14 protein-coding genes are annotated in these 21,704 nt (G+C 69.5%); 2 read left to right on the top strand and 12 right to left on the bottom strand.

The genetic code is table 11. The features are described 5' to 3' along the window. Positions 1 to 175: 175 nt before the first annotated feature. On the top strand, positions 176 to 1,507 hold the full coding sequence (locus ACWPKK_RS27275; protein WP_452010714.1) for a UDP-glucose dehydrogenase family protein: 1,332 nt from the start codon (positions 176 to 178) through the stop codon (positions 1,505 to 1,507). Between the two features lie 39 nt (positions 1,508 to 1,546). Further along, the gene (gene pgmG, locus ACWPKK_RS27270; RefSeq protein WP_452010711.1) at positions 1,547 to 2,950 is read left to right on the top strand and encodes a phosphoglucomutase/phosphomannomutase PgmG; all 1,404 of its coding nucleotides are present in this window, start codon (positions 1,547 to 1,549) and stop codon (positions 2,948 to 2,950) included. Between the two features lie 150 nt (positions 2,951 to 3,100). Here pgmG and ACWPKK_RS27265 read toward each other — a convergent pair whose 3' ends face one another. The 12 genes from ACWPKK_RS27265 to ACWPKK_RS27210 form a co-directional block, all read right to left on the bottom strand. Then, positions 3,101 to 4,228: an ABC transporter permease gene (locus ACWPKK_RS27265; RefSeq protein ID WP_452010708.1), complete on the bottom strand. Its 1,128-nt coding sequence runs from the start codon at positions 4,226 to 4,228 to the stop codon at positions 3,101 to 3,103. Between the two features lie 3 nt (positions 4,229 to 4,231). Continuing rightward, on the bottom strand, positions 4,232 to 7,096 hold the full coding sequence (rbbA, locus tag ACWPKK_RS27260; protein ID WP_452010705.1) for a ribosome-associated ATPase/putative transporter RbbA: 2,865 nt from the start codon (positions 7,094 to 7,096) through the stop codon (positions 4,232 to 4,234). Then, positions 7,093 to 8,262 carry an HlyD family secretion protein gene (locus tag ACWPKK_RS27255; protein WP_452010702.1) on the bottom strand — a complete coding sequence of 390 codons (1,170 nt, stop codon included), beginning with the start codon at positions 8,260 to 8,262 and terminating at the stop codon, positions 7,093 to 7,095. Before ACWPKK_RS27255 ends, rbbA begins: the two co-directional genes overlap by 4 nt. Next, positions 8,259 to 9,863 carry an MBL fold metallo-hydrolase gene (locus ACWPKK_RS27250; RefSeq protein WP_452010699.1) on the bottom strand — a complete coding sequence of 535 codons (1,605 nt, stop codon included), beginning with the start codon at positions 9,861 to 9,863 and terminating at the stop codon, positions 8,259 to 8,261. Before ACWPKK_RS27250 ends, ACWPKK_RS27255 begins: the two co-directional genes overlap by 4 nt. Before the next feature lie 143 nt (positions 9,864 to 10,006). Further along, on the bottom strand, positions 10,007 to 11,512 hold the full coding sequence (locus ACWPKK_RS27245; protein WP_452010696.1) for a thymidine phosphorylase family protein: 1,506 nt from the start codon (positions 11,510 to 11,512) through the stop codon (positions 10,007 to 10,009). Positions 11,513 to 11,679: 167 nt separating this feature from the next. Then, the gene (locus ACWPKK_RS27240) at positions 11,680 to 11,934 is read right to left on the bottom strand and encodes a hypothetical protein (RefSeq protein ID WP_081506015.1); all 255 of its coding nucleotides are present in this window, start codon (positions 11,932 to 11,934) and stop codon (positions 11,680 to 11,682) included. A gap of 244 nt (positions 11,935 to 12,178) precedes the next feature. Next, a complete protein-coding gene (locus tag ACWPKK_RS27235) occupies positions 12,179 to 12,661 on the bottom strand; it encodes a periplasmic heavy metal sensor (RefSeq protein ID WP_452010692.1) in 483 nt (160 codons plus the stop codon). Beyond that, on the bottom strand, positions 12,658 to 13,116 hold the full coding sequence (locus ACWPKK_RS27230) for a hypothetical protein (RefSeq protein WP_452010689.1): 459 nt from the start codon (positions 13,114 to 13,116) through the stop codon (positions 12,658 to 12,660). The genes ACWPKK_RS27235 and ACWPKK_RS27230 overlap by 4 nt, the downstream gene beginning before the upstream one ends. Continuing rightward, positions 13,113 to 13,679, bottom strand: coding sequence for an RNA polymerase sigma factor (locus ACWPKK_RS27225; RefSeq protein ID WP_452010686.1), 567 nt, complete (start codon positions 13,677 to 13,679; stop codon positions 13,113 to 13,115). The genes ACWPKK_RS27230 and ACWPKK_RS27225 overlap by 4 nt, the downstream gene beginning before the upstream one ends. Positions 13,680 to 13,888: 209 nt before the next feature. Beyond that, a complete protein-coding gene (locus ACWPKK_RS27220) occupies positions 13,889 to 17,008 on the bottom strand; it encodes an efflux RND transporter permease subunit (protein ID WP_452010683.1) in 3,120 nt (1,039 codons plus the stop codon). Positions 17,009 to 17,015: 7 nt separating this feature from the next. Continuing rightward, the gene (locus tag ACWPKK_RS27215; RefSeq protein WP_452010680.1) at positions 17,016 to 20,156 is read right to left on the bottom strand and encodes a multidrug efflux RND transporter permease subunit; all 3,141 of its coding nucleotides are present in this window, start codon (positions 20,154 to 20,156) and stop codon (positions 17,016 to 17,018) included. Further along, positions 20,153 to 21,526 carry an efflux RND transporter periplasmic adaptor subunit gene (locus tag ACWPKK_RS27210; protein WP_452010677.1) on the bottom strand — a complete coding sequence of 458 codons (1,374 nt, stop codon included), beginning with the start codon at positions 21,524 to 21,526 and terminating at the stop codon, positions 20,153 to 20,155. Before ACWPKK_RS27210 ends, ACWPKK_RS27215 begins: the two co-directional genes overlap by 4 nt. Positions 21,527 to 21,704: the final 178 nt, after the last annotated feature.

Genomic DNA, 21,704 nt, shown 5'->3' with positions numbered 1-21,704 from the left:
ATGCATGATGCCGCGCCCGCCCCGTCCCCTGATCCGGACGGCGGCGGGCACGTGCGTTTGCGCTGCGCGACGATAAGAGCCGGCCGCATCGAACGGCCTGCCACGAGGAACGCCCGGCAAGGGCATCCCAGAGACATACAGGTTTCCTGACTTTCAAGGACTTGAGGGGGACGCGATGCGCATAGCGATGATCGGCACGGGCTATGTCGGCCTGGTCTCCGGCGCCTGCTTTTCCGAGTTCGGCGTGCACGTCTGCTGCGTCGACAAGGACGCCGGCAAGATCGAGCGGCTGAAGCGCGGCGAGATTCCGATCTACGAGCCCGGCCTGGACGACCTCGTCGCCCGCAACGTCGCCGCCGGCCGCCTGTCCTTCACCATGGATTTGAAGGAGGCGATGCAGGGCGTCGACGCCGTGTTCATCGCGGTGGGCACTCCGTCGCGCCGCGGCGACGGCCATGCCGACCTGTCCTACGTCTACGGCGCCGCCGAGGAGATCGCCCAGCATCTCGACCACTACACGGTGGTGGTGACCAAGTCGACGGTCCCGGTCGGCACGGGCCGCGAGGTGGAGGCGATCATCCGCCGCGTCCGGCCCGACGCCGAGTTCGACATCGCCTCCAACCCGGAATTCCTGCGCGAAGGCTCCGCCATCGGCGACTTCATGCGGCCGGACCGCGTCGTCATCGGCGCCACGTCGGACCGCGCGGGCGACGTGATGCGCCGGCTCTACCGGCCGCTCTACCTGATCGAGACGCCGATCGTGGTGACCTCGCTGGAGACGGCGGAGCTGACGAAATACGCCGCCAACACCTTCCTGGCCGCCAAGATCACCTTCATCAACGAGATCGCCGACCTGTGCGAGAAGGTCGGCGCCAACGTCCATGACGTGGCGCGCGGCATCGGGCTGGACGGCCGCATCGGCAAGAAGTTCCTGCACCCCGGCCCGGGTTACGGCGGGTCCTGCTTCCCGAAGGACACGCTGGCGCTGGTCCGCACCGCCCAGCAGGTGGGCAGCCCGCTGCGCATCATCGAGACGGTGGTGGACATCAACGACAAGCGCAAGAAGCAGATGGCCGAGCGCATCATCGCCGCCTGCGGCGGGTCGGTGGACGGCAAGACCGTCGCGGTGCTGGGCGTCGCCTTCAAGCCGAACACCGACGACATGCGCGACAGCCCGTCTCTGGACATCATCCCGGCGCTTCAGGCGGCGGGTGCCCATGTGCGCGCCTTCGACCCGGCGGCGATGCACGAGGCCGAGAAGCTGCTTCCCGGCGTGGAGTGGGCGAAGGACGCCTACGGCACCTTGGAAGGGGCCGATTGCGTCGCTATTCTCACGGAGTGGAACGAATTCCGCGCGCTCGACCTGCGTCGGGTGAAGTCGATGCTGAAGCGGCCGGTGATGATCGACCTGCGCAACATCTACAACCCCGAGGACATGGCGAAGGCCGGCTTCACCTATACCTCCATCGGCCGGCCGTCGCCGGCGGGTGGGATGGACCGCGGCTGACGGTCCAAAGACGGCGTCCAACAGAGGACTAACGAGACGATGAGCGAAGCCCATACCTTCCACCCCACGGTGCTGCGCGAGTACGACATCCGCGGCATCGTCGGCAAGACGCTGACCCCGGCAGACGCCCGCGCGGTCGGCCGCTCCTTCGGCACCGTGGTGGTGCGCAAGGGCGGCAAGACGGTCTGCGTCGGCTATGACGGCCGTCTGTCCTCGCCGGAACTGGAGGAGGCGCTGGTCGAGGGGCTGGTTTCCACCGGCCTGCACGTCCTGCGCATCGGGCTCGGCCCCACGCCGATGCTGTATTTCGCCACCCGCGACCGCGAGGCGGCGGCCGGCATCATGATCACCGGCTCGCACAACCCGCCGGACTACAACGGCATCAAGATGATGCTGGGCAAGGGTCCGGTCTATGGCCAGCAGATCCTGGAACTCGGCACCATGGCGGCCAAGGCCGACTGGGAGCAGGGCCAGGGCTCGTCGGAGAAGATCGACGTCCAGGACGAATACGTCACCCGCCTGCTGAAGGACTATGACGGCACCCGCGACCTGAAGATCGCCTGGGACGCCGGCAACGGCGCGTCGGGCGAGATCCTGCGCCGCCTGACCGCCAAGCTGCCGGGCAAGCATGTCCTGCTGTTCGACGACATCGACGGCAACTTCCCCAACCACCACCCGGACCCGACGGTCGAGGCCAATCTGGTCGACCTGAAGAAGGCGGTGGCGGAGCATGGCTGCGACATCGGCATCGGCTTCGACGGCGACGGCGACCGCATCGGCGCCATCGACCACAAGGGCCGCGTGGTGTGGGGCGACCAGCTGGTCGCGCTCTATGCCGCCGACGTGCTGAAGAGCCACCCGGGCGCCACCATCATCGCCGACGTCAAGGCCAGCCAGGCCCTGTTCGATGAGATCGCCAAGCATGGCGGCAATCCGCTGATGTGGAAGACCGGCCACTCGCTTCTGAAGGCCAAGATGGCGGAGACCGGGTCGCCGCTGGCCGGCGAGATGTCGGGCCACATCTTCTTCGCCGACAAGTGGTACGGCTTCGACGACGCGCTGTATTGCGGCGTCCGTCTCGTCGGGCTGGTCAGCAAGCTGAACACCACGCTGGCGGACCTGCGCGACGGCCTGCCGGACATGGTCAATACGCCGGAGACCCGCTTCCAGATCGACGAGGAACGCAAGTTCGCGGTGGTCGAGGAGGTCAAGGGCCGCGTCAAGGCGTCGGGCGCCAAGGTCAACGACATCGACGGCGTCCGCGTGACGACCGACGACGGCTGGTGGCTGCTGCGCGCGTCCAACACCCAGGACGTGCTGGTGGCCCGCGCCGAGTCCTACAGCCAGGAAGGGCTGGAGCGGCTGAAGGGCGCGCTGATCGAGCAGTTGGTGGCTTCGGGGCTGAGCGCGCCGTCGTTTGAGGGCGGCGGGTCGGCGCACTGAGGTTTGAGGGTGGGGAATCGTCTGCTGACGGTGCCCCCACCTAACCTCCCCCGCTGGGCGGGGGAGGGACTGCCGCTGCCTTCCCGAACAAGCACTTATCCCCTCCCCCGCCCAGCGGGGGAGGGTTAGGGTGGGGGCAAGAACGCCCCCTCACCTGAAACTCGCCAAGTGCCTCCTGAACCGCGCCAGGCTCCAGGCGAAGAACAGCGCACCGATCCCGGCCGTCGCCGCGAACCGCGGCCACACCACGTCGAAGCCGGCGCCGCGGAACAGGATCGCCTGGGCGAAGGCGACGAAATGGGTCGAAGGTGACAGCTGCATCGCCATTTGCAGCCATTCCGGCTCGCTTTCCAGCGGGGTGAAGCCGCCGGACAGCATGTTCATCGGCAGCACGATCAGGATGAATAGCAAGCCCAGCTGCGGCATCGACCGCGCCACGGTGCCGAGGAAGATGCCGAGCGCCGTCGCGAAGAACAGGTACAGCGCCGTCCCGGCCAGGAACAGCGGGACCGAGCCGGCCAGCGGCACCGACAGCAGGCCGCGCAGCACCACGTAAAGCGCCACCAGCGTCAGCACCAGGATCACCGCGCCGTTGGCCAGAACCTTGGCGGCCATGATCTCGGCCGGGCGGACCGGCATCACCAGCAGATGTTCCAGCGTGCCGTGTTCGCGCTCGCGGATCAGTGCGGCGCCGGCCAGCAGGACCGCCAGCATGGTGACGTTGCTGACCACCGACATGGTGCCGGTGAACCATTTGGTGTCGAGCGCCTCGTTGTAGGCGACGCGGACCTGCAGGCTGACCGGGGCGGCGCTGCCGTCGGCCTCGCGGCGGACGAAGCGGCCGACCTCGTCCTCGACGATGCCCTGGATGGTGCCGGCGCCGATGCCGGCCTGCATCATCGCGGTGGCGTCGATCAGCAGCTGGATCGCCGGGCTGCGGCCAGCCAGCACGTCGGCCTGGAAATCGGGCGGGATGTCGAGGACGAAGGTGTAGCGGGCGGAATCCATCGCCGGATCGACCTCGGCATGGCCGATCATCGCCGGGGTCTGGAACTCGGGGCCATGGAAGCTGGAGGCCAGCCGTTGCGACAGGGTCGAGCGGTCCTCGTCGACGATGGCGATGGCGGCGTTGTGCAGCTCGTGCGAGATGCCGGTCGCTTGGCTGTAGACGGAGAAGGTGAAGGAATAGACGACGAAGCCCAGCATGAAGACGTCGCGCAGAAGGCTGATCCACTCCTTGCGCGCCAATGTCAGGCTGTTGCGGAGGAAGCGCGTCATGGTTCAGCGCTCCTGTTTCGGCAGGAAGGCGACGCCGAGCGCCAGGAACACCGGCACGAAGGCGGCGGTCGCCAGGATGAAGGGGAGAAGCTCCGGCAGGCCCAAGCCCTTGGTGAAGGCGCCGACGGAGATTTTCAGGAAATGGGTGGTCGGGAACAGCGTGCCGAACAGCCACGCCCCGCCTTCCAGGGTGGAGACCGGCTGCAGCATGCCGGAGAATTGTGTCGCCGGCAGCATGGTGACGATGGCGGTGCCGAACACCGCCGCCGTCTGGGTCGCGGTGAAGACGGAGATCAGCAGCCCCAGCGCCGTGGTCGCCACCACATAGACCAGCCCGCCAAGCAGAAGCCCGAACAGGCTGCCCTTCACCGGCACGCCGAACAGGGTGACCGCCATGACCACCATCAGCAGCAGGTTGAAGGCGGCGAGCCCGATGTAGGGCAACTGCTTGCCTAGCAGGAATTCCAGCCGAGTCACCGGGGTGACGTAGAGGTTGGTGATGGATCCCAGTTCCTTTTCGCGCACCACGCCGAGGGCGGCGAGGATGGCGGGGATGAAGACCAGCAGCAGGCCGATGGTGCTGGGCACCATGGCGTCGAGGCTGCGGAAGGCCTGATTGTACCGATACCGCATCTCCAGGGTCGCCGGTGAAGCGGGCAGGATGACGCCGGACGCGATGGCGGCATCCTGGATGAAGCGCTGGTGCAGGCCGGCGACGTAGCCCTGGATGGTCTCCGCCCGGAAGGGCATGGCGCCGTCGATGCGCACCGCCACCTCCGGGACGCGGCCACGGCGGAGGTCGCGGCCGAAGCCTTCGGGGATCTCGATGGTCAGCGACGCCTCGCCGCGTTGCAGGCGGAGCGCGAGGTCGCGGGCGTCAATGGCCGGCGGGGTGGCGCGGAAGCTGCGGGAGCCGTCGAACTGCTCGATATAGGCGCGGCTCTCGGGGGAGCGGTCGTGGTCGAGGACGGCGAAGGTCAGGTTCTCCACATCCATGGTGATGCCGAAGCCGAAGACCAGCATGAGGAGGACGGTGCCGAGCAGGGCGACGGTCAGGCGGACGGGGTCGCGGCGGAGTTCGAGGGTTTCGCGCCATGCGTAGGCGAGGAGACGGCGGCGGGAGAGGGGGGAAGACTTAAGTCCCCTCTCCCCCCCAACACAAGCTTCGCTTGTGTTGCCGGCAGGCGAAGCGAAGCTTCGCCGAGAGGCGGGGAGAGGGTTAGGGTGAGGGGGGAGCGTGGCGAGGATTCTTGGGGAAGGCACACGGTGCGTCCCCCTCACCCCGACCCTCTCCCCGGGGGGGAGAGGGGGATTCTGCGGGGTGTCGAGTTGAGCATCACCCATGAAACCGATGAAGGCGTCGTCCAGGCTGTCGGCCTGTTGCTGGCGGCGCAGTTCGTCGGGGGGGCCGGCGGCGATGACGCGGCCGGCGTTCATGAAGGCGACGCGGTCGCAGCGTGCCGCCTCGTTCATGAAATGGGTGGAGACGAAGATCGTCACCCCCTGGTCGCGCGACAGGGCGATCAGGTCGCGCCAGAACTGGTCGCGCGCCACCGGGTCGACACCGGAGGTCGGCTCGTCGAGGATCAGCAGCTCCGGGCCGTGCAGGATGGCGACGGCCAGCGACAGCCGCTGCCGCACGCCGAGCGGCAGGCGGTCGGCGACCGCGTCGATGTAGGGGGAGAGGCCGAAGCGCTCGACCAGTTCGGCGAGGCGGTGCTCTGAGTCGGGCAGGTCGAACAGGCGGGCGTGCAGGTCCAGGTTCTGGCGCACCGTCAACTCGCCATAGAGCGAGAAGGCCTGCGCCATGTAGCCGACGCGGCGGCGGCTCTCCAGGTCACCGGCGTCCACCGGCCGGCCGAACAGCCGCGCTTCGCCCGCGGTGGCGGGGAGCAGGCCGGTCAGCATCTTCATGGTGGTGGTCTTGCCGCAGCCGTTGGAGCCCAGGAAGCCGAAGATTTCGCCGCGGCCGATGCGGAAACTGATGTCCGACACGGCGGTGAAATCGCCGAAGCGGCGGGTCAGGCCGATCGCCTCGATGGCCGGTTCGGCGCCGATGGGCTCCGGCGGGCGGGGCGGGACGATCAGGCGTTCATGGCCGCGCCGGGCATCCTCCGGCAGCAGGGCGACGAAGGCCTCCTCCAGGTCGGCGGCGCCGGTCTGCGCCTTGACCGCGGCGGGAGTGTCGTGGGCCAGCAGGCGGCCGGCGTTCATCATCACGACCCGGTCGAAGCGCTCCGCCTCGTCCATGTAGGAGGTGGCGACCAGCACGGTCATGCCGGGGCGGCCGGCGCGGATGCGGTCGATCAGCTCCCAGAACTGCCGGCGGGAGAGCGGATCGACGCCGGTCGTCGGCTCGTCGAGGATCAGCAGGTCGGGGTCGTGCAGCAGGGCGCAGCACAGGCCGAGCTTCTGCTTCATGCCGCCCGACAGCTTGCCGGCCGGGCGGTCGGGAAAGGGGGCGAGGCCGGTCGCCTCCAGCAGGTCGGCGATGCGGTGCCGGCGCTCTGCGGCATCCAGGCCGAACAGGCGGCCGAAGAACTGCAGGTTTTCGGCGACGCTGAGTTCGGCATAGAGGTTGCGGCCGAGACCCTGCGGCATGTAGGCGATGCGCGGCTGGAGCGCGGCGCGGCCATGGCGGTCGGCGACGTCGGTGCCGAGCACGCGGACGCTGCCCTGCTGGATTTTCTTGGCGGTGGAGATCAGGCCTAGCAGGGTCGATTTGCCGACGCCGTCCGGGCCGATGACTGCGACGCTGACGCCGGCGGGGATGTCGAGGGAGGCGTCCTCCAGCGCCACCGTCCCGCCATAGCGGTGCCGCACGCCCGACAGCGAGACGGCGGGGGCGGGGGTGGGGGCGGGAGTCATGAACTTCCGCCCGGAGCGGTGTTCCCTCTCCCCCCCGGGGAGAGGGTCAGGGTGAGGGGGATGCGTGGCGGGGATTGGGTAGCGGAGGGTGTCTGATTCTCGGCGAAGTCACGCTGTGCCTCCCCCTCACCCCGACCCTCTCCCCGGGGGGGAGAGGGGGATACGGGTGGGGAAGAGGTCACCTCCCGCGTCAGCTTCGATTCCAGCCAGTCGGGCCAGACCGCGGTGTCGTCCAGCTTCACATAGGCCATGCCGGTCAGGCCGGTCTTCACCCGCTCGATGTAGCGGGTGACCAGTGCTTCAGGCACGCGGGCCTTGACGCGGAACATCATGCGGTCGCGTTCGGACTTGGTCTCCACCTGCTTGGGCGTGAACTGGGCGCGTGGGGCGACGAAGGTGACGGTCGCGGGGATCGCGGTGTCGGGAACGGCGTCCAGCAGGATGCGGGCGTCGGCGCCGAGCGCCAGGTTTCCCGCCGTGTCGGTCGGCAGGAAGAAGGTCATGTAGACGTTGGACAGGTCGAGCAGCGTCGCCGCCTTGCCGCCGGCGGCCAGAACCTCGCCGGGTTCGGACAGGCGGTAGAGGACGCGCGACTTGCGCGGCGCCTTCAGCACGCCGTCGGCGACCAGATCGGTCAGACGGTCCACATCGCCGGCCGCTGCGGCAATGGCCTCGTCGGCGCTGGCGAGGTGGCTCTTGGCCGCTTCGAGTGCCGCGTCGGCGGTGCGGCGGCTGTTGCGGGCCTGATCGACGCGCTGTTCGGCGACATGACCCTTGCCGAACAGGATCAGCGCCCGTTCCATCTCCTTGGCGGCGAAATCGGCCTCGCTGGCGCGCTGGGCGACGAGGGCGACGGCCTCGTCGCGGGCGCGGCGGGTCTGGCGCAGCTGGGCCTCGGCGGAGCGGAGCTGCGCTTCCAGGTCGCGGGTGTCGAGCGTGGCGATGACGGCGCCGGCCTCCACCAGATCGCCCTCCTGCACCGGGATGGTCAGGACGCGGGCGGCGTATTTGGTGGCGACGTCGATCTCGTTCGCTTCGATCCGGCCGTTGCCGGAGGCGAAGCCGGCGGGCAGGCGGTTGCCCTGCATCGCCCGCCAGCCATAGGCGGCGCCGGCGCCGAGCAACGCCAGCAGGACCACGGCGATCAGAAGGCGCTTGAGGGTCATGGCTGCGCTCCCTTGCCTGCTTTGCCGGTGGTGTCGAGCGCCCCCATCACGCCGGCCAGGATGCGTTCGCGCGCCGCGTCGTCGGGCGCGGCATCCAGCGTGCGACGCAGGGTCAACAGCGCTTCGGCATAATGGTTGTGCCAGTCCCGGCCGGCGAGTTCGGCAGGGGCGAGGCGTGGGTGACGGTCTGTCGGGGCCAGCGGGCGCGGGGCGGCGAGGTCGACGCGGTCGTCCAGCGCCGGCTGGGCGATGCGCTCCGGCGACCAGCCCTTGTCGAGCAGGGCCTGCCGGATGGAGGCGCGGGCGGCCTCCTCGCCATGGATCAGGAACAGGCCGTGGCCGACGCCGTGCCGCGCCTCCACCCAGTCCAGCAGGGTGGAGCGGTCGGCATGGCCGGAATAGACGTCGATGGAGCGCACCTTCGCCTTGATGGCGATCTCCTCGCCATGGATGCGGACGCGCGGGGTGCCCTCCTGCAGCAGGCGGCCCAGCGTGCCGGGGGCCTGATAGCCGACCAGCAGCACGGTGTCCTGCGGGCGCCACAGGCGGTTCTTCAGGTGGTGGCGGATGCGGCCGGCGTCGCACATGCCGCTGGCCGCCATGATGATGGCGCCGCCGGAGATGCTGTTCAGGCGCTGGCTTTCCGGCACGCCGCGGACATGGTGGAAATTGGCGCGGGTGAAGGGGTCGCCATCGGTCTCCAGATCGTCGAGATGGCGGCGGAAGACGCCGGTCACGGCGTCGGCGAGCGGCGAGTCGAGGAAGACGTCCACCGTCGGCAGCTGGCCGCCGTCGAACAGGCAGTCGAGGTCGTAGAGCAGTTCCTGCGTGCGTTCCACCGCGAAGACCGGGATCAGCAGGACGCCGCCCGCCGCCAGCGCTGCCGCCACTTCGGCGCGCAGCACCGCCTGCCGCCCGGCCTCGTCCAAGTCGGTGCGGTCGCGGTCGCCGTAGGTGGTCTCCAGCACCATCCAGTCCGGCCGCTCCGGCCCGTCGGCGTCGGCGTGGAAGCTCTTGCCGCCGGGGCCGAGATCGCCGGAGAACAGGATGCGGGTGGGGTCGCCGGTGCCATTCGTTGCTTCCACCTCGATGGAGGCGGAACCCAGGATATGGCCGGCCTGCCAGAAGCGGGCGCGCAAGCCGGGCAGGATCTCGGTCCAGCGGTCGTACTCGACACGGCGGAGCCGGCGCAGGCTGCGGATGGCGTCGTCCTGGGTGTAGATCGCCTGGACCGGGGGCCGGCCGCGCTGGCGGTTGCGGCGGTTGAGGCGCTCCACCTCGCCCTCCTGGATGTAGCCGCTGTCGGGCAGCATGTATTCCAGCAGGTCCACCGTTCCGCCGGTGGCGTAGATGCGGCCGCGGAAGCCGAGACGGGTCAGCTTCGGCAGCAGGCCGGAATGGTCGATGTGGGCATGGGTCAGCAGGACCGCGGCGATCGAGGACGGATCGAAGGGGAAGGGGCGGTAGTTCAGTTCCCGAATCGTCTTGGTGCCCTGGAACATCCCGCAATCGATCAGCACGTCGCCGTTCGGCGTGGACAGGCGGAAGCAGGAGCCGGTCACCGTGCCGGCGGCGCCATGGAAGGTCAGCGACAGGGACATGGGTCTGCTCCTTCTGGTCTATCCCCTCTCCCCCCGGGGAGAGGGTTAGGGTGAGGGGGAACCGCTTCGTGGCTCTCTTCGGCTGCGCCGAACCCCCTCATCCCGACCTTCTCCCCAGGGGGGAGAAGGGGATTGGCTCCTGCTCACCTCACCTCACCTCCCGCCGCCACCCGCACCCCGCTGTCGTCCGCCGCAAAGGCCTGGGCGAAGGTGAAGTCGGCGTTGGTGCTGGCGTGGATGCGGTAGAGCGGTTCGCCGCGGCGCACCCGCTCGCCCACCTTGCGCAGCAGGTCGATGCCGGCGCCCTTGTCGGTGGGCGCGCCGGCCAGCCGCGCGATGCGGGCGAGGCGGTAGCAGTCGAGCGACGACACCACCCCGTCGGCGGGCGACGCGACCTCCGCAACCAGGGAGCCCAGCATCGCCACCGCGGGCGGCGGACCCTGCAGGGCGATGATGCGCTCCATGGCGGCGAGCGCGGCGCCGGATTCCAGCAGGTCGCGCGCCCGGCGGTTGCCGCTGCCGCCGCGGACGGCGGGGTCGAATTCCAGGATGCGGCCGGCCAGCAGCAGGGCGCGCTCCTTCAGGTCGGCGGGGGCGGCCGTGTCGTTGCGCAGCACGGCCATCACGTCGCGCGCCTCCAGCACCGGGCCGATGCCGCGCCCGACCGGCTGCGAGCCGTCGGTGGTCGCCACCTCCAGCGTCAGGCCGAGGCTGTCGCCGACATGCTCGAACAGCTTGCGCAGGCGCACCGCCTCGCCGGGGGTGCGGATCTTGGCGCTGGGGCCGACGGGGATGTCGATCAGCAGATGGGTGGATCCCGCCGCCACCTTCTTCGACAGGATGGAGGCGACCAGCTGCTCGCGGGTGTCGATGGCGAGCGGGCGCTCGACCGAGATCAGGATGTCGTCGGCCGGCGACAGCCGGACATGGCCGCCCCAGACCAGGCAGCCCTTGGCCTCGCGCACCAGGGTCTGCATGCGCTCCATCGGAACGTCGACATTCGCCAGCACCTCCATGGTGTCGGCGGTGCCGGCGGGCGAGGTGATGGCGCGCGACGAGGTCTTCGGTATCGGCAGGCCATGGGCGGCGACGATCGGCACCACGATCATCGAGGTGCGGTTGCCGGGAATGCCGCCGATGCAGTGCTTGTCGGCGATTGTGCCCAAATCCTGCCAGTGCAGCCGGGTGCCGGCGGCGATCATGGCGCGGGTCAGGCCCAGCACCTCCGCCGTCGTCATGAAGCTGGCGCAGGCGATCAGGAAGGCGGCGATCTCGATCTTGGAATAGCGCTGGTCGGTGATGTCGCGGATGATCGCGGCCAGCTGCGCGTCGGTCAGGGCGGCGCCGCCGACCTTGGCGCGTACCAGTTCGAAGCTCTCGGGCGGAGTGGGGGGCACGAGATGGACGGCGGAGCCCTCGGCCAGTCCCAGCTGGCGGAAGGCGGGATCGGACAGGCCGATCTCGTCGGGGCCGACGATGGCGGGGTCGTCGACGATGTTCAGCACCGCCAGCAGGGAACGGCCGTCGTTCCGCACCTCCACCCGGCCCAGACCGAGGAAATCCTCGACATGGTACCGGGCGCAGCGCCGGTTGAGGAAGGCGACGTTCTCCCGGACGGTGTCTATCGCCAGATGTCGAAGCGTCAGCATGGGAACAGTCTACGACAGACCGCGCCAAATAGAGACGCCCAGCCCGCGCGTCAGCCATACGGGACTTACGCGCGCGCCATTTGATCCGGATCATTGGCAAAACGGAGGAGCCGTGTTCAGGAGATGCGCAGTGACACTGCTGCTGCACCACACCGGCCGCCCCGCATTTATTCCCGCCGGCCCATCAGCCCTTCCAGCTTGGCGAAATCCACATATTGCGCCGGCCGGTCCTTCAACAGGTCCGGCGCGGCCTGGGCATTCTCGCGTGCGCATTCGGCGACATAGCGGGCCAAGAGGTCGCGCATGACCTCGGCCAAAGGCGTCTGCCGCTGGCGTGCGTAATTCTTGGCGACATCTTTGATTCGGCGATCAACGCGCAAAGAGATCGTCGCCTTCTTTGGATGAAACGGATCTCCGATCATGACGATCCTCCACCAATCTTGCCGATCCTCGTTATTTGGATATGCCGGATCGGCGGTGGATACAAGGATCGTCGGGAAGACGGGCGATAAAACTTGGGGATGATAACTTGTGAATTTGTGTGGATAAAATTTCTGCCGGTTTTCTTCTCCACAGAATCTGTGGATAGATGTGTGCGCAATCCCCGAACAGAATCATCCACATCCTTCCGGCCGGCCTGTCCGGCCTGTGGATGACTGGGTTTGCTTATTTTTTGGGCATACCTGGCATGCCGGGGGAACCCGGACCGCCGACCAGCCGCAGGCGCCCGGCGGGGGACAGGTCGGGCAGGATGGACAGGACGGTTTCCTCCGTCAGTTCGCCCATCTGGCGGCGCTTGGCGCGGGCCGCTTCGGTCGCGACGCGCAGGGAGCCGTAGTCGACGGGATCGGCCTGCAGCAGGGCGCGCACCCGCTGTCCGGCCTCGTGATACTCGCGGGTCAGCGTGTCATAACGCGGGCGCAGCGGCTCGAAGGCGGCACGCAGGCGCCGCGCGTCGGCATCGGTGAGGTCGGCCGCCATCCGCTCGACGAAGCGGTCGGGCATCGGTTGGTGAGGGGGCGGGGGAGGATGGCGGAAGGTCGCGACCAACATCGCGCCGAAGAACAGGTTCAGCGCCAGCGAGGCCAGCGCCAGCGTGCGCAGGCTTGGCCGCCGCAGGATTTGACGGGGCGCGGCGAGACCGCTCATCGGGACTCTCCGTCGAACAGCGTGACGACGTCATCGTGCAGCAGGGCCAGTTCCTGGCCGCGCGGTGCCTGGACGGCGGGCGCCGGCAGCGTCCCGGCGAGCCAGCCGCCGGTGAGCCAGCCCAGCGCCAGCAGGGCGGCGCAGAAGCCCGCCACCGTCCGCCGCGGCATCCGCCCCAGCAACAGCAGCGCCAGCCCGTCCTGCGGCACGGCGCGGGCGGCGGCACCGACCGTCGCAAGCAGGCGGCCGATGCGGGCATCCTCCACCGCCGGCGGGCTGCCGGCCAGCAGCCGGTCGAAGGCGAGGGCCTCGTCCGCCGCCGCCCGCAGTGCAGGCGAACGGGCAAGCGCGGCCTCGGCCCCGGCACGCAGCTCGGGCGGCCAGCGTTCCGTGGAGGCGCCGTACTCGTCCAGGTGGCGGAGGAACTGGTCGTCGGTCATTGGTTCCTCCTTCATGGACCGTCTCCGGCGGAGAGCGCGGTCTTCAGCGCGGAGCGGGCGCGGGCGAGCAGCGAGGCGAAGGCGGTCTCACCCATGCTCAGCACATCGGCGGCCTGCCGCAGGCTGAGCCCCTCCTGATGGAACAGCACCACCGCGGCGCGCTGGCGGTCCGGCAATGCTGCCAGCGCCCGGTTGACGCGCTCCGCCGTCTGGCGCTCGGCGATGCGGTCGACAGCGTCGGGGCTCTCGTCGGGCGGATCGCCGGCCTCCTCCAGCGGCGACCAGCCGGGACGGCGGCCGCGGTCGATGGCGAGGTTCATGACGATGCGGTAGAGCCAGGTGGTGAAGGCGGCGCGCCCGCCGTCCCAGCGCCCGGCATGCTGCCAGACCCGCAGGAAGGCCTCCTGCGCGATCTCGTCGGCATCGGACGGGTTGCCGGTCATCCGCTGGGCGAGCGCCACGGCGCGGCGCATGTGGCGGGCGGCCAGCCGGTCGAACGCCGCGGCATCGCCGCCGGCCACGCGGGCCATCAACTCGTCGTCCGTGCCGCTGGCCTCGATCACCGGGGGTCCGCTCATGCCGTGGGCGAGAACTATGCCCAAGAGCGCAAGGGGGTGCCAGCGTGGAGAAATCCCCTTCTCCCCCCTGGGGAGAAGGTTGGGATGAGGGGGTTCGGCGCAGCCGAAGAAATCCATGAAGCGGATCCCCCTCACCCTAACCCTCTCCCCGAGGGGGAGAGGGGATCTTGTCCAGTGGAGCAGGATCAGGGCACCCATCCGCCGCCCCCCTATTCCGCCGGGGCGGCGATGGCGGCGCGCCGCCGCCGCCGCATCGCCAGCCGTTCCAGCGTCAGATAGACCACCGGCGTGGTGTAGAGCGTCAGCATCTGGCTCACCAGCAGGCCGCCGATGATGGCGACGCCCAGCGGGCGGCGGATCTCGCCGCCGGTCCCGTAGTCGAAGGCGAGCGGAACCGCGCCCAGCAGCGCCGCCATCGTCGTCATCATGATCGGGCGGAAGCGGACCAGGCCGGCCTCGCGGATCGCCTCCAAAGGCGACAGGCCGCGCTCCCGCTCCGCCTCCAGGGCGAAGTCGATCATCATGATGGCGTTCTTCTTGACGATGCCGATCAGCAGGATGATGCCGATCAAGGCCACGATCGACAGGTCGTAGCCGGTCAGGATCAGCGCGATCAGCGCCCCCAGCCCGGCCGAGGGCAGGGTGGACAGGATGGTCAGCGGGTGGATCAGGCTTTCGTACAGCACGCCCAGCACGATGTAGATGGTGATCAGCGCCGCCAGGATCAGCAGCGGCTGGCTGGACGAGGATTGCTGGAAGGCGCGCGCGTCGCCCTGGAAGCCGGCGCGGATGCCGGCCGGCATGCCGATGTCCTCCGCCGCGCGCTGGATCACCTCGGTCGCCTGGGACAGCGAGACGCCGGGCGCGAGGTCGAAGGTCAGGTTGGCGACCGGGAAGCCGCTCTGGTGCTGGATGCTGGACGCCTGGTTGCCGATGACGACGCGCGACACCGCCGACAGCGGCACCATGCCGTCGCGGCCCGGCACATGGATGCGCTTCAGGTCGTCGGGGCCGAGCGCCTCGCGCGGATCGACCTCCAGCACCACCTTGTGCTGGTTCTGTGCCAGATACATGGTGGAGACTTGCCGCTGGCCGAAGGCGTCGTACAGCGTCGCCTCCAGCGCGCTCAAGGACACGCCGAGGCGCGAGGCGGCGTCGCGGTCGACGATCACGTTGGCCTGGATGCCGCCGTTCTGGCGGTCGTTGGCGACGTCCACCAGCTCCGGCAGGGTGCGCATCTTCTCCACCAGCTTGGGCGCCCATTCGTTGAGCGCGCCGATGTCGGGATCCTGCAGGCTGTAGCGGTATTGGCTGCGGCCCTGGAAGCCGCCGACGCGGATGTCCTGCACCGGCATCAGGAACAGCTGCACCCCCGGCACCCGGCCGGCGCGCATGCGCAGCCGCTGGGTGACGGTCGCCAGATCCTCGCGCTCCGTCTTCGGCTTCAGCGCGATGTAGATCTGGCCGGAATAGCTGCCGCCCGGCCCGCCGCCGCCGATGGTGCCGCCGACGCTGGCGACCGCCGGGTCGCCGGCCACCGCCTCCTGCAAGGCGCGCTGGCGCGTGACCATGGCGGTGAAGGAGATGTCCGGCGGCGGGTCGCTGAAGCCCATCAGCAGCCCGGTGTCCTGCTGCGGCACGAAGCCCTTCGGCACCTGCCCGTAGAGCCAGACGCTGACGCCGATGATGGCGAAGGTCGCCGCCAGCATGGTGCGGCGATGGGCCAGCACCCAGTCCAGCCCGTCGGCATAGAGCCCGAACAGCCGGTCACCGATCCAGGCAAGAGCGCGGGCGAGCCGGCCAGGGGGCTTGCGCTCCGACTCCGGCTGCAGCAGGTGGGCGCACATCATCGGGGTCAGGGTCAGCGACACCACCGCGGACACGGCGATGGCGACCGACAGCACCACGGCGAATTCGCGGAACAGCCGGCCCTGGATGCCGCCCATGAACAGGATGGGGATGAAGACGGCGACCAGCGACAGGCTGATCGACACCACGGTGAAGGCGACCTGCCGGGCGCCCTTCACCGCCGCCTCCAGCGGCTTGGCGCCCTTCTCGATGTGGCGGACGATGTTCTCGATGACGACGATGGCGTCGTCCACCACGAAGCCGACCGAGATGGTCAGCGCCATCAGCGAGAAATTGTCCAGGCTGTAGCCGACGATCCACATCACGCCGAAGGTGCCGGCCAGCGACAGCGGCACCGACGCCGCCGGGATGACCGTGGCCCACAGGCGGCGCAGGAACAGCGCCATCACCATCACCACCAGCGCCACGGTGATCGCCAGCGTCTTCTGCACGTCGTCGATGGAGGCGCGGATGGTCGGCGTGCGGTCGGTGCGCACCGAAAGCTGCACCCCCGGCGGCATCCAGCCGCGCAGGGTCGGCAATTCGGCGTTCACCCGGTCCACCGTCTCCACCACGTTGGAGCCCGGCTGTTTCTGGATGTTGATCAGCACCGCGCGCTGGCCGTCCTGCCAGGCGGCGGTGCGGCTGTTCTCCGGCGCCTCGATCACCTCGGCGACGTCGCCGAGACGGATGGTGGCGCCGTTCTTCTCGGTCACGATCAGCCGGCGGTAGGCGTCCGCGCCGAACAGCTGGTCGCTGGCCCCGATCGACCAGGATTCATGGCGGCCGTCGAAGCTGCCCTTGGGACCGTTGGCGTTGGCGCGCGAGATGGCGCTGCGGATCGTCTCCAGGCTGACGCCCATGTTGGCCGCGGCGGCGGCGTTGACCCGCACGCGCACCGCCGTCTTCTCCGCCCCGTTGATGGAGACCTGGGCCACCCCCTCGATCTGGCTCAGCCGCTGGCCGATCACGCTGTCGGCCAGATTGTACAGCTCCGACGGCGCGAGCGTGGTGGAGGTCATGGCCAGCGTCATCACCGGCGCGTCGGCCGGGTTGATGCGCCGCATCTTCGGCGGGCTGGGCAGGTCGGCCGGCAGGTCGCCGCCGGCGGCGTTGATGGCCGCCTGCACGTCGCGTGACGCCGCCTCCACCTCGCGGTCCAGGTCGAACTGCACGACGACGGAGGTGCTGCCGAGCCTGCTGTTCGACGTCATCTCCGTGATGCCGGCGATGCGCGACAGCCGCCGTTCCAGCGGGGTGGCGACGGAGGCCGCCATCGTCTCCGGGCTGGCGCCGGGAAGCGACGCGGTGACGACGATGGTCGGGAATTCCACCTGCGGCAGCGGCGCCACCGGCAGGAAGCGGTAGGCGACCATGCCGAGGATCATCAGCCCGACCATCAGCAGCGAGGTGCCGACCGGCCGTGCGATGAAGGGGGCGGAGAGCGACAGCTTGGACGAAGAGTTTGCGGGGGATGCCATGGGCGGTCTACTCCGCCGCCGCACGGCCGGGCGCCCGGTCGTTGCCCGGCAGCGCCGCCGCCTTGGACCCCGGCCGCAGCCAGCGCCGCAGGCGGGTGCCCAGCCGGTCCATGTAGAGATAGACCACCGGCGTGGTGTAGAGCGTCAGCACCTGGCTCAGCACCAGCCCGCCGACGATGGCGATGCCCATCGGCTTGCGCAGTTCCGATCCGGTGCCGTTCTCCAGCGCCAGCGGCAGGGCGCCCAGCAGCGCCGCCATCGTCGTCATCATGATCGGCCGGAAGCGCAGGAGGGAGGCCTCGTAGATCGAGCGCTCCGGCGCCATGCCCTGGTGGCGTTCGGCCTCCAGCGCGAAGTCGATCATCATGATGGCGTTCTTCTTGACGATGCCGATCAGCAGAACGATGCCGACCAGCGCGATCAGCGACAGGTCGTGGCCGGTCGCCATCAGCGCCAGGAGCGCGCCGATACCCGCCGACGGCAGGGTCGACAGGATGGTGACGGGGTGGATCGTGCTCTCGTACAGGATGCCCAGCACGATGTAGACCGCGACCACCGCCGCCAGGATCAGCCAGGGCTGGGTTTCCAGCGACGTGCGGAACTCCGCCGCGGTGCCGGCGAACCGCGCCGTCGCGGTGTCGGGCATGCCGATGCTTTCCCGCGCCTCCTGGATCGCCGCCACCGCGGCACCCAGCGAGACGCCGGGCGCCACGTTGAAGGACAGGGTGACGGACGGGAACTGTCCCTGGTGGGTGATGACCAGGGGAGCGGTCTTGCGCTCCGCCGACACCACCGCGCCCAAGGGCACCACGCCTCCGTTGCCGGACTTCACATAGATCTTGGACAGCGACGCCGGATCCATCTGGAAGGACGGCTCCACCTCCAGGATCACGCGGTACTGGTTGGTCTGGGTGTATATGGTGGAGACCTGCCGCTGGCCGAAGGCGTCGTACAGCGTGTCGTCGATGGCCTGCGGCAGCACATTCAGGCGGCTGGCGGCATCGCGGTCGATGGTCAGGTAGACCTGCAGCCCGTCCGGCTGCTGGTCGGTCGCCACGTCGGTCAGCTCCGGCCTTGCGCGCAGCGCGTCCAGCAGGCGCGGGGTCCAGTTCTCCAGCTCCCGCGGGTCGGCGTCCTGCAGGACATACTGGTACTGGGTGCGGCTGACGCGGCTGTCGATCTGCACGTCCTGCACCGCCTGCATGAACAGCGAGACGCCCTTCAGGCCGGAGGTCGCCGCGCGCAGGCGGGCGATGATCTCCTCGGCCGAGGAGGTCCGTTCGTCGCGCGGCTTCAGCGCGATGGTCAGGCTGCCGGTGTTGGTGGTGGCGTTGACCGTGCCGGTGCCGACGAAGCTCGCCACCCCGGACACGTCGGGATCGCGGCGCACGATGTCGGCGACCTCGCGCTGGCGCTCCGCCATCGCCTTGACCGAGATGGAGGGGGCGGCGTCGGTGACGCCGATGATGACGCCGGTGTCCTGCTGCGGCAGGAAGCCCTTGGGCACCACGGTATAGAGGTAGAGCGTGGCGGCCAGCGTCGCGATGGTGAAGATCAGGGTCGCCGGCTGGTGGCGCAGCACGACGCGCAGCGAGGCGGCGTAGCCGTTCAGCAGCGCGTCGAAACCGCGCTCGGTCCAGCGGAAGAAGGCGTTGGGCTTGCTGTCCGTCTCGGGCTTCAGCAGGCGGGCGCACATCATCGGCGTCAGCGTCAGCGAGATCACCGCCGACACGAGCACGGCGATGGACAGCGTGATGGCGAACTCGCGGAACAGCCGGCCGACCACGCCGCCCATGAACAGCAGCGGGATGAACACCGCGATCAAGGACAGGGTCAGGGACACGACTGTGAAGCCGATCTGGCGGGCGCCTTTGAGGGCCGCCGGCAGCGGTTTCTCGCCCTTCTCGATGTAGCGGACGATGTTCTCGATCATCACGATGGCGTCGTCGACGACGAAGCCGGACGCGATGGTCAGCGCCATCAGCGACAGGTTGTCCAGGCTGAAGCCGCACAGCGCCATGATGCCGAAGGTGCCGATCAGCGACAGCGGCAGCGCCGCCGCCGGGATCACCGTCGCCCACGCCTTGCGCAGGAACAGGAAGATCACCATCACCACCAGCCCGGCGGTCAGCACCAGCGTCTTCTGCACGTCGACCACCGAGGCGCGGATGGTCTCCGTCCGGTCGGTCAGCACCGCCATGTGGATCTGCGGCGGCAGCGTGGCCTGGAGCGACGGCAGCAGGGCGCGGATGCGGTCCACCGTCTCGATGATGTTGGCGCCGGGCTGGCGCAGCACGTTCAGCAGCACCGCCGGCTTGCCGTCATGCCAGGCCGCCAGCCGGGTGTTCTCCACCGAATCGACCACGGTGCCGATGTCGGACAGCCGCACCGGGCCGCCGTTCTTGTAGGTGACGATGATCGGGCGGTAGGCGGCGGCGGTCTCGATCTGGTCGTTGACGCCGATCGACCAGGACTGGCGTGGGCCGTCGAAGCTGCCCTTGGGCGCGTTGACGTTGGCCTGGGTGATGGTGGTCCGCACATCCTCCAGCGTCAGCCCGAGACCTGCGACGGCGGCGGGGTTGACCTGCACGCGCACTGCGGGGCGCAAGCCCCCCTCGATCCCGACATAGCCGACGCCCTCGACCTGGGACAGCTTCTGCGCCAGCAGCGTGTCGGCGGCGTCGCTGACGGTTTCAAGCCGCAGGGACTCCGAACTCAGCGCCAGCACCATGACCGGCGTGTCGGCCGGGTTGACCTTGTCGTAGACCGGCGGATTCGGCAGGCCCTTGGGCAGCGTGCCCGACGCGGCGCTGATCGCCGACTGCACGTCCTGCGAGGCGGCGTCGATGTCGCGGGACAGGTCGAACTGCAGGGTGATGACCGACAGCCCGAAGGAACTGGTCGAGATCATCGAGGAGATGCCGGCGATCTGCCCGAGCTGGCGTTCCAGGGGTGCGGTGACGGAGGACGCCATCACGTCGGGGGCCGCCCCCGGCAGCTGGGTGGTGACGCGCACCGTCGGGAAATCCACCGTCGGCAGCGAGGAGATCGGCAGCGCGCCGTAGCCCAGCAGGCCGAGCAGCACGACCGCCAGCATCAGCAGCCCGGTGGCGACCGGCCGCAGGATGAAGGGGGCGGAGATGTTCATGAGGGCTGCCGCCCCTCACGCTGGCCGGGCTGGCCGGGAGGGGGAGTGGCGCCGTTGTTCTCGCGCTGCTGCTGGCGCTCGCGCCGCCGCTCCTCGCGCGCGGCCGGATCGGGCGCGGTGCCGGCGGGCGGAGCCATGGCGGGGGCATTCGCGGCGGGAGCGGTGCCGACGGGGGCGGCCCCAACCGGTGCGGCGGACGCGATGGGTTCGACGATGCGGATCTTGGAGCCGGGCTGCAGGCGGTACTGGCCGTCCACCACCACGCGCTCGCCAGGGGTCAGGCCCTCGTCGATGATCGCCTTGTTCTCCTCCTGGCGGGCGACCTTGATCGGGCGCTGCTCCACCGTCAGGTCGTCCTTGATGACGTAGGCGTAGGTGCCCTGCGGCCCGCGCTGGACCACGGTCGAAGGCACGGTGGTGGCGTCGCGACGGATTGTGGACAGCAGGCGGACATTGACGAACTGGCCGGGCCACAGCTTCTGCGGGTCGTTTGGCATCTGCGCCTTCAGGCGGATGGTGCCGGTGCCGCTGTCGATCAGGTTGTCCACCACGGCCAGCGAGCCGGTGTCGAGCACGCGCCGGCCCTCGCGGTCCTGCACCTCCACCTTGACGGGACCCTGCGCCTGGGCGGCCAGCACGGCGGGAAGCTGCTTTTCCGGCAGGGTGAAGAGCACGGCGATGGGCTGGATCTGGGTGATGGTGGCGATGCCGCTCTGGTCGCTGGCCCGCACCACATTGCCCTGGTCGACGTTGCGCAGGCCGATGCGGCCGCTGATCGGAGCGGTGACGGTGGTGTAGTTCAGCTGGACCCGCACCGCCTCGATCGCCGCCTCGTCGGCGCGGATCTGCGCCTCGTACTGGGCGACCAGCGCGCGCTGGGTGTCGACCGTCTGGCGCGACGCGAACTCCTTCAGGTTCATGTTGCGCTCCAGGTCGCGGCGGGCGTTCGCGAGCTGCGCCTCGTCCTGCGCCTTCTTCGCCTCGGCCTGGGCCAGCTGGGCCTGCAGCGCGCGGGAATCGATGGTCGCCAGCAGGTCGCCGGCCTTCACCAGCTGCCCTTCCTGCAGCGAGACGCGCTGCAGCTCGCCGTCGACGCGGGCGCGCACGGTGACGGTGTTGAAGGCTTGGATCGTGCCGATGCCGTCGAACCAGATCGGCACATCCTCGCGCGCCACCGTGCCGGCCTGCACCGCCACCACGGCGCTGCGGGCGCCGCCCCCGGGGCCGGAAGGTGGGCCGGGAGGGGCGCCGGCACCGGCGGATTGCGGCGCGGCAGGAGGCGTCAGCTTCTGCTGAACCGCGTAACCGATGCCGCCGACCAGACCGGCAAGAACCACACCGGTGACCACCGGCTTCCAACGAATCGTCATGACTGTCCCGACGCTTTTCAGGACGGCCGCAGGGCCGCCCCGGTCTTTTCGTGTGCCTTTGATACGAGGCGGCAGGGTGAATTCGTCGAGACCGATCGAAAAAAATGTCCGGCGTCCGGCGGGATGGTTCGTCTTGACCCTCGGCCGAGCCTTGGTCATTATGATGCATCATACAGAG

Source organism: Azospirillum largimobile (assembly GCF_977007025.2).
The sequence above is the reverse complement of the archived record's forward strand: the minus strand, read 5'-3'. Positions and strand labels throughout refer to the sequence as shown.

Bases quoted from the DNA above. Each gene is read 5' to 3' on its own strand.
- ACWPKK_RS27235 (WP_452010692.1), bottom strand. From the start codon at position 12,661: ATGAGCGGTCTCGCCGCGCCCCGTCAAATCCTGCGGCGGCCAAGCCTG.
- ACWPKK_RS27210 (WP_452010677.1), bottom strand. From the start codon at position 21,526: ATGACGATTCGTTGGAAGCCGGTGGTCACCGGTGTGGTTCTTGCCGGT.
- ACWPKK_RS27225 (WP_452010686.1), bottom strand. From the start codon at position 13,679: ATGAGCGGACCCCCGGTGATCGAGGCCAGCGGCACGGACGACGAGTTG.
- ACWPKK_RS27275 (WP_452010714.1), top strand. From the start codon at position 176: ATGCGCATAGCGATGATCGGCACGGGCTATGTCGGCCTGGTCTCCGGC.
- ACWPKK_RS27240 (WP_081506015.1), bottom strand. From the start codon at position 11,934: ATGATCGGAGATCCGTTTCATCCAAAGAAGGCGACGATCTCTTTGCGC.
- ACWPKK_RS27250 (WP_452010699.1), bottom strand. From the start codon at position 9,863: ATGTCCCTGTCGCTGACCTTCCATGGCGCCGCCGGCACGGTGACCGGC.
- rbbA (WP_452010705.1), bottom strand. From the start codon at position 7,096: ATGACTCCCGCCCCCACCCCCGCCCCCGCCGTCTCGCTGTCGGGCGTG.
- ACWPKK_RS27255 (WP_452010702.1), bottom strand. From the start codon at position 8,262: ATGACCCTCAAGCGCCTTCTGATCGCCGTGGTCCTGCTGGCGTTGCTC.
- pgmG (WP_452010711.1), top strand. From the start codon at position 1,547: ATGAGCGAAGCCCATACCTTCCACCCCACGGTGCTGCGCGAGTACGAC.
- ACWPKK_RS27220 (WP_452010683.1), bottom strand. From the start codon at position 17,008: ATGGCATCCCCCGCAAACTCTTCGTCCAAGCTGTCGCTCTCCGCCCCC.
- ACWPKK_RS27230 (WP_452010689.1), bottom strand. From the start codon at position 13,116: ATGAAGGAGGAACCAATGACCGACGACCAGTTCCTCCGCCACCTGGAC.
- ACWPKK_RS27215 (WP_452010680.1), bottom strand. From the start codon at position 20,156: ATGAACATCTCCGCCCCCTTCATCCTGCGGCCGGTCGCCACCGGGCTG.
- ACWPKK_RS27265 (WP_452010708.1), bottom strand. From the start codon at position 4,228: ATGACGCGCTTCCTCCGCAACAGCCTGACATTGGCGCGCAAGGAGTGG.
- ACWPKK_RS27245 (WP_452010696.1), bottom strand. From the start codon at position 11,512: ATGCTGACGCTTCGACATCTGGCGATAGACACCGTCCGGGAGAACGTC.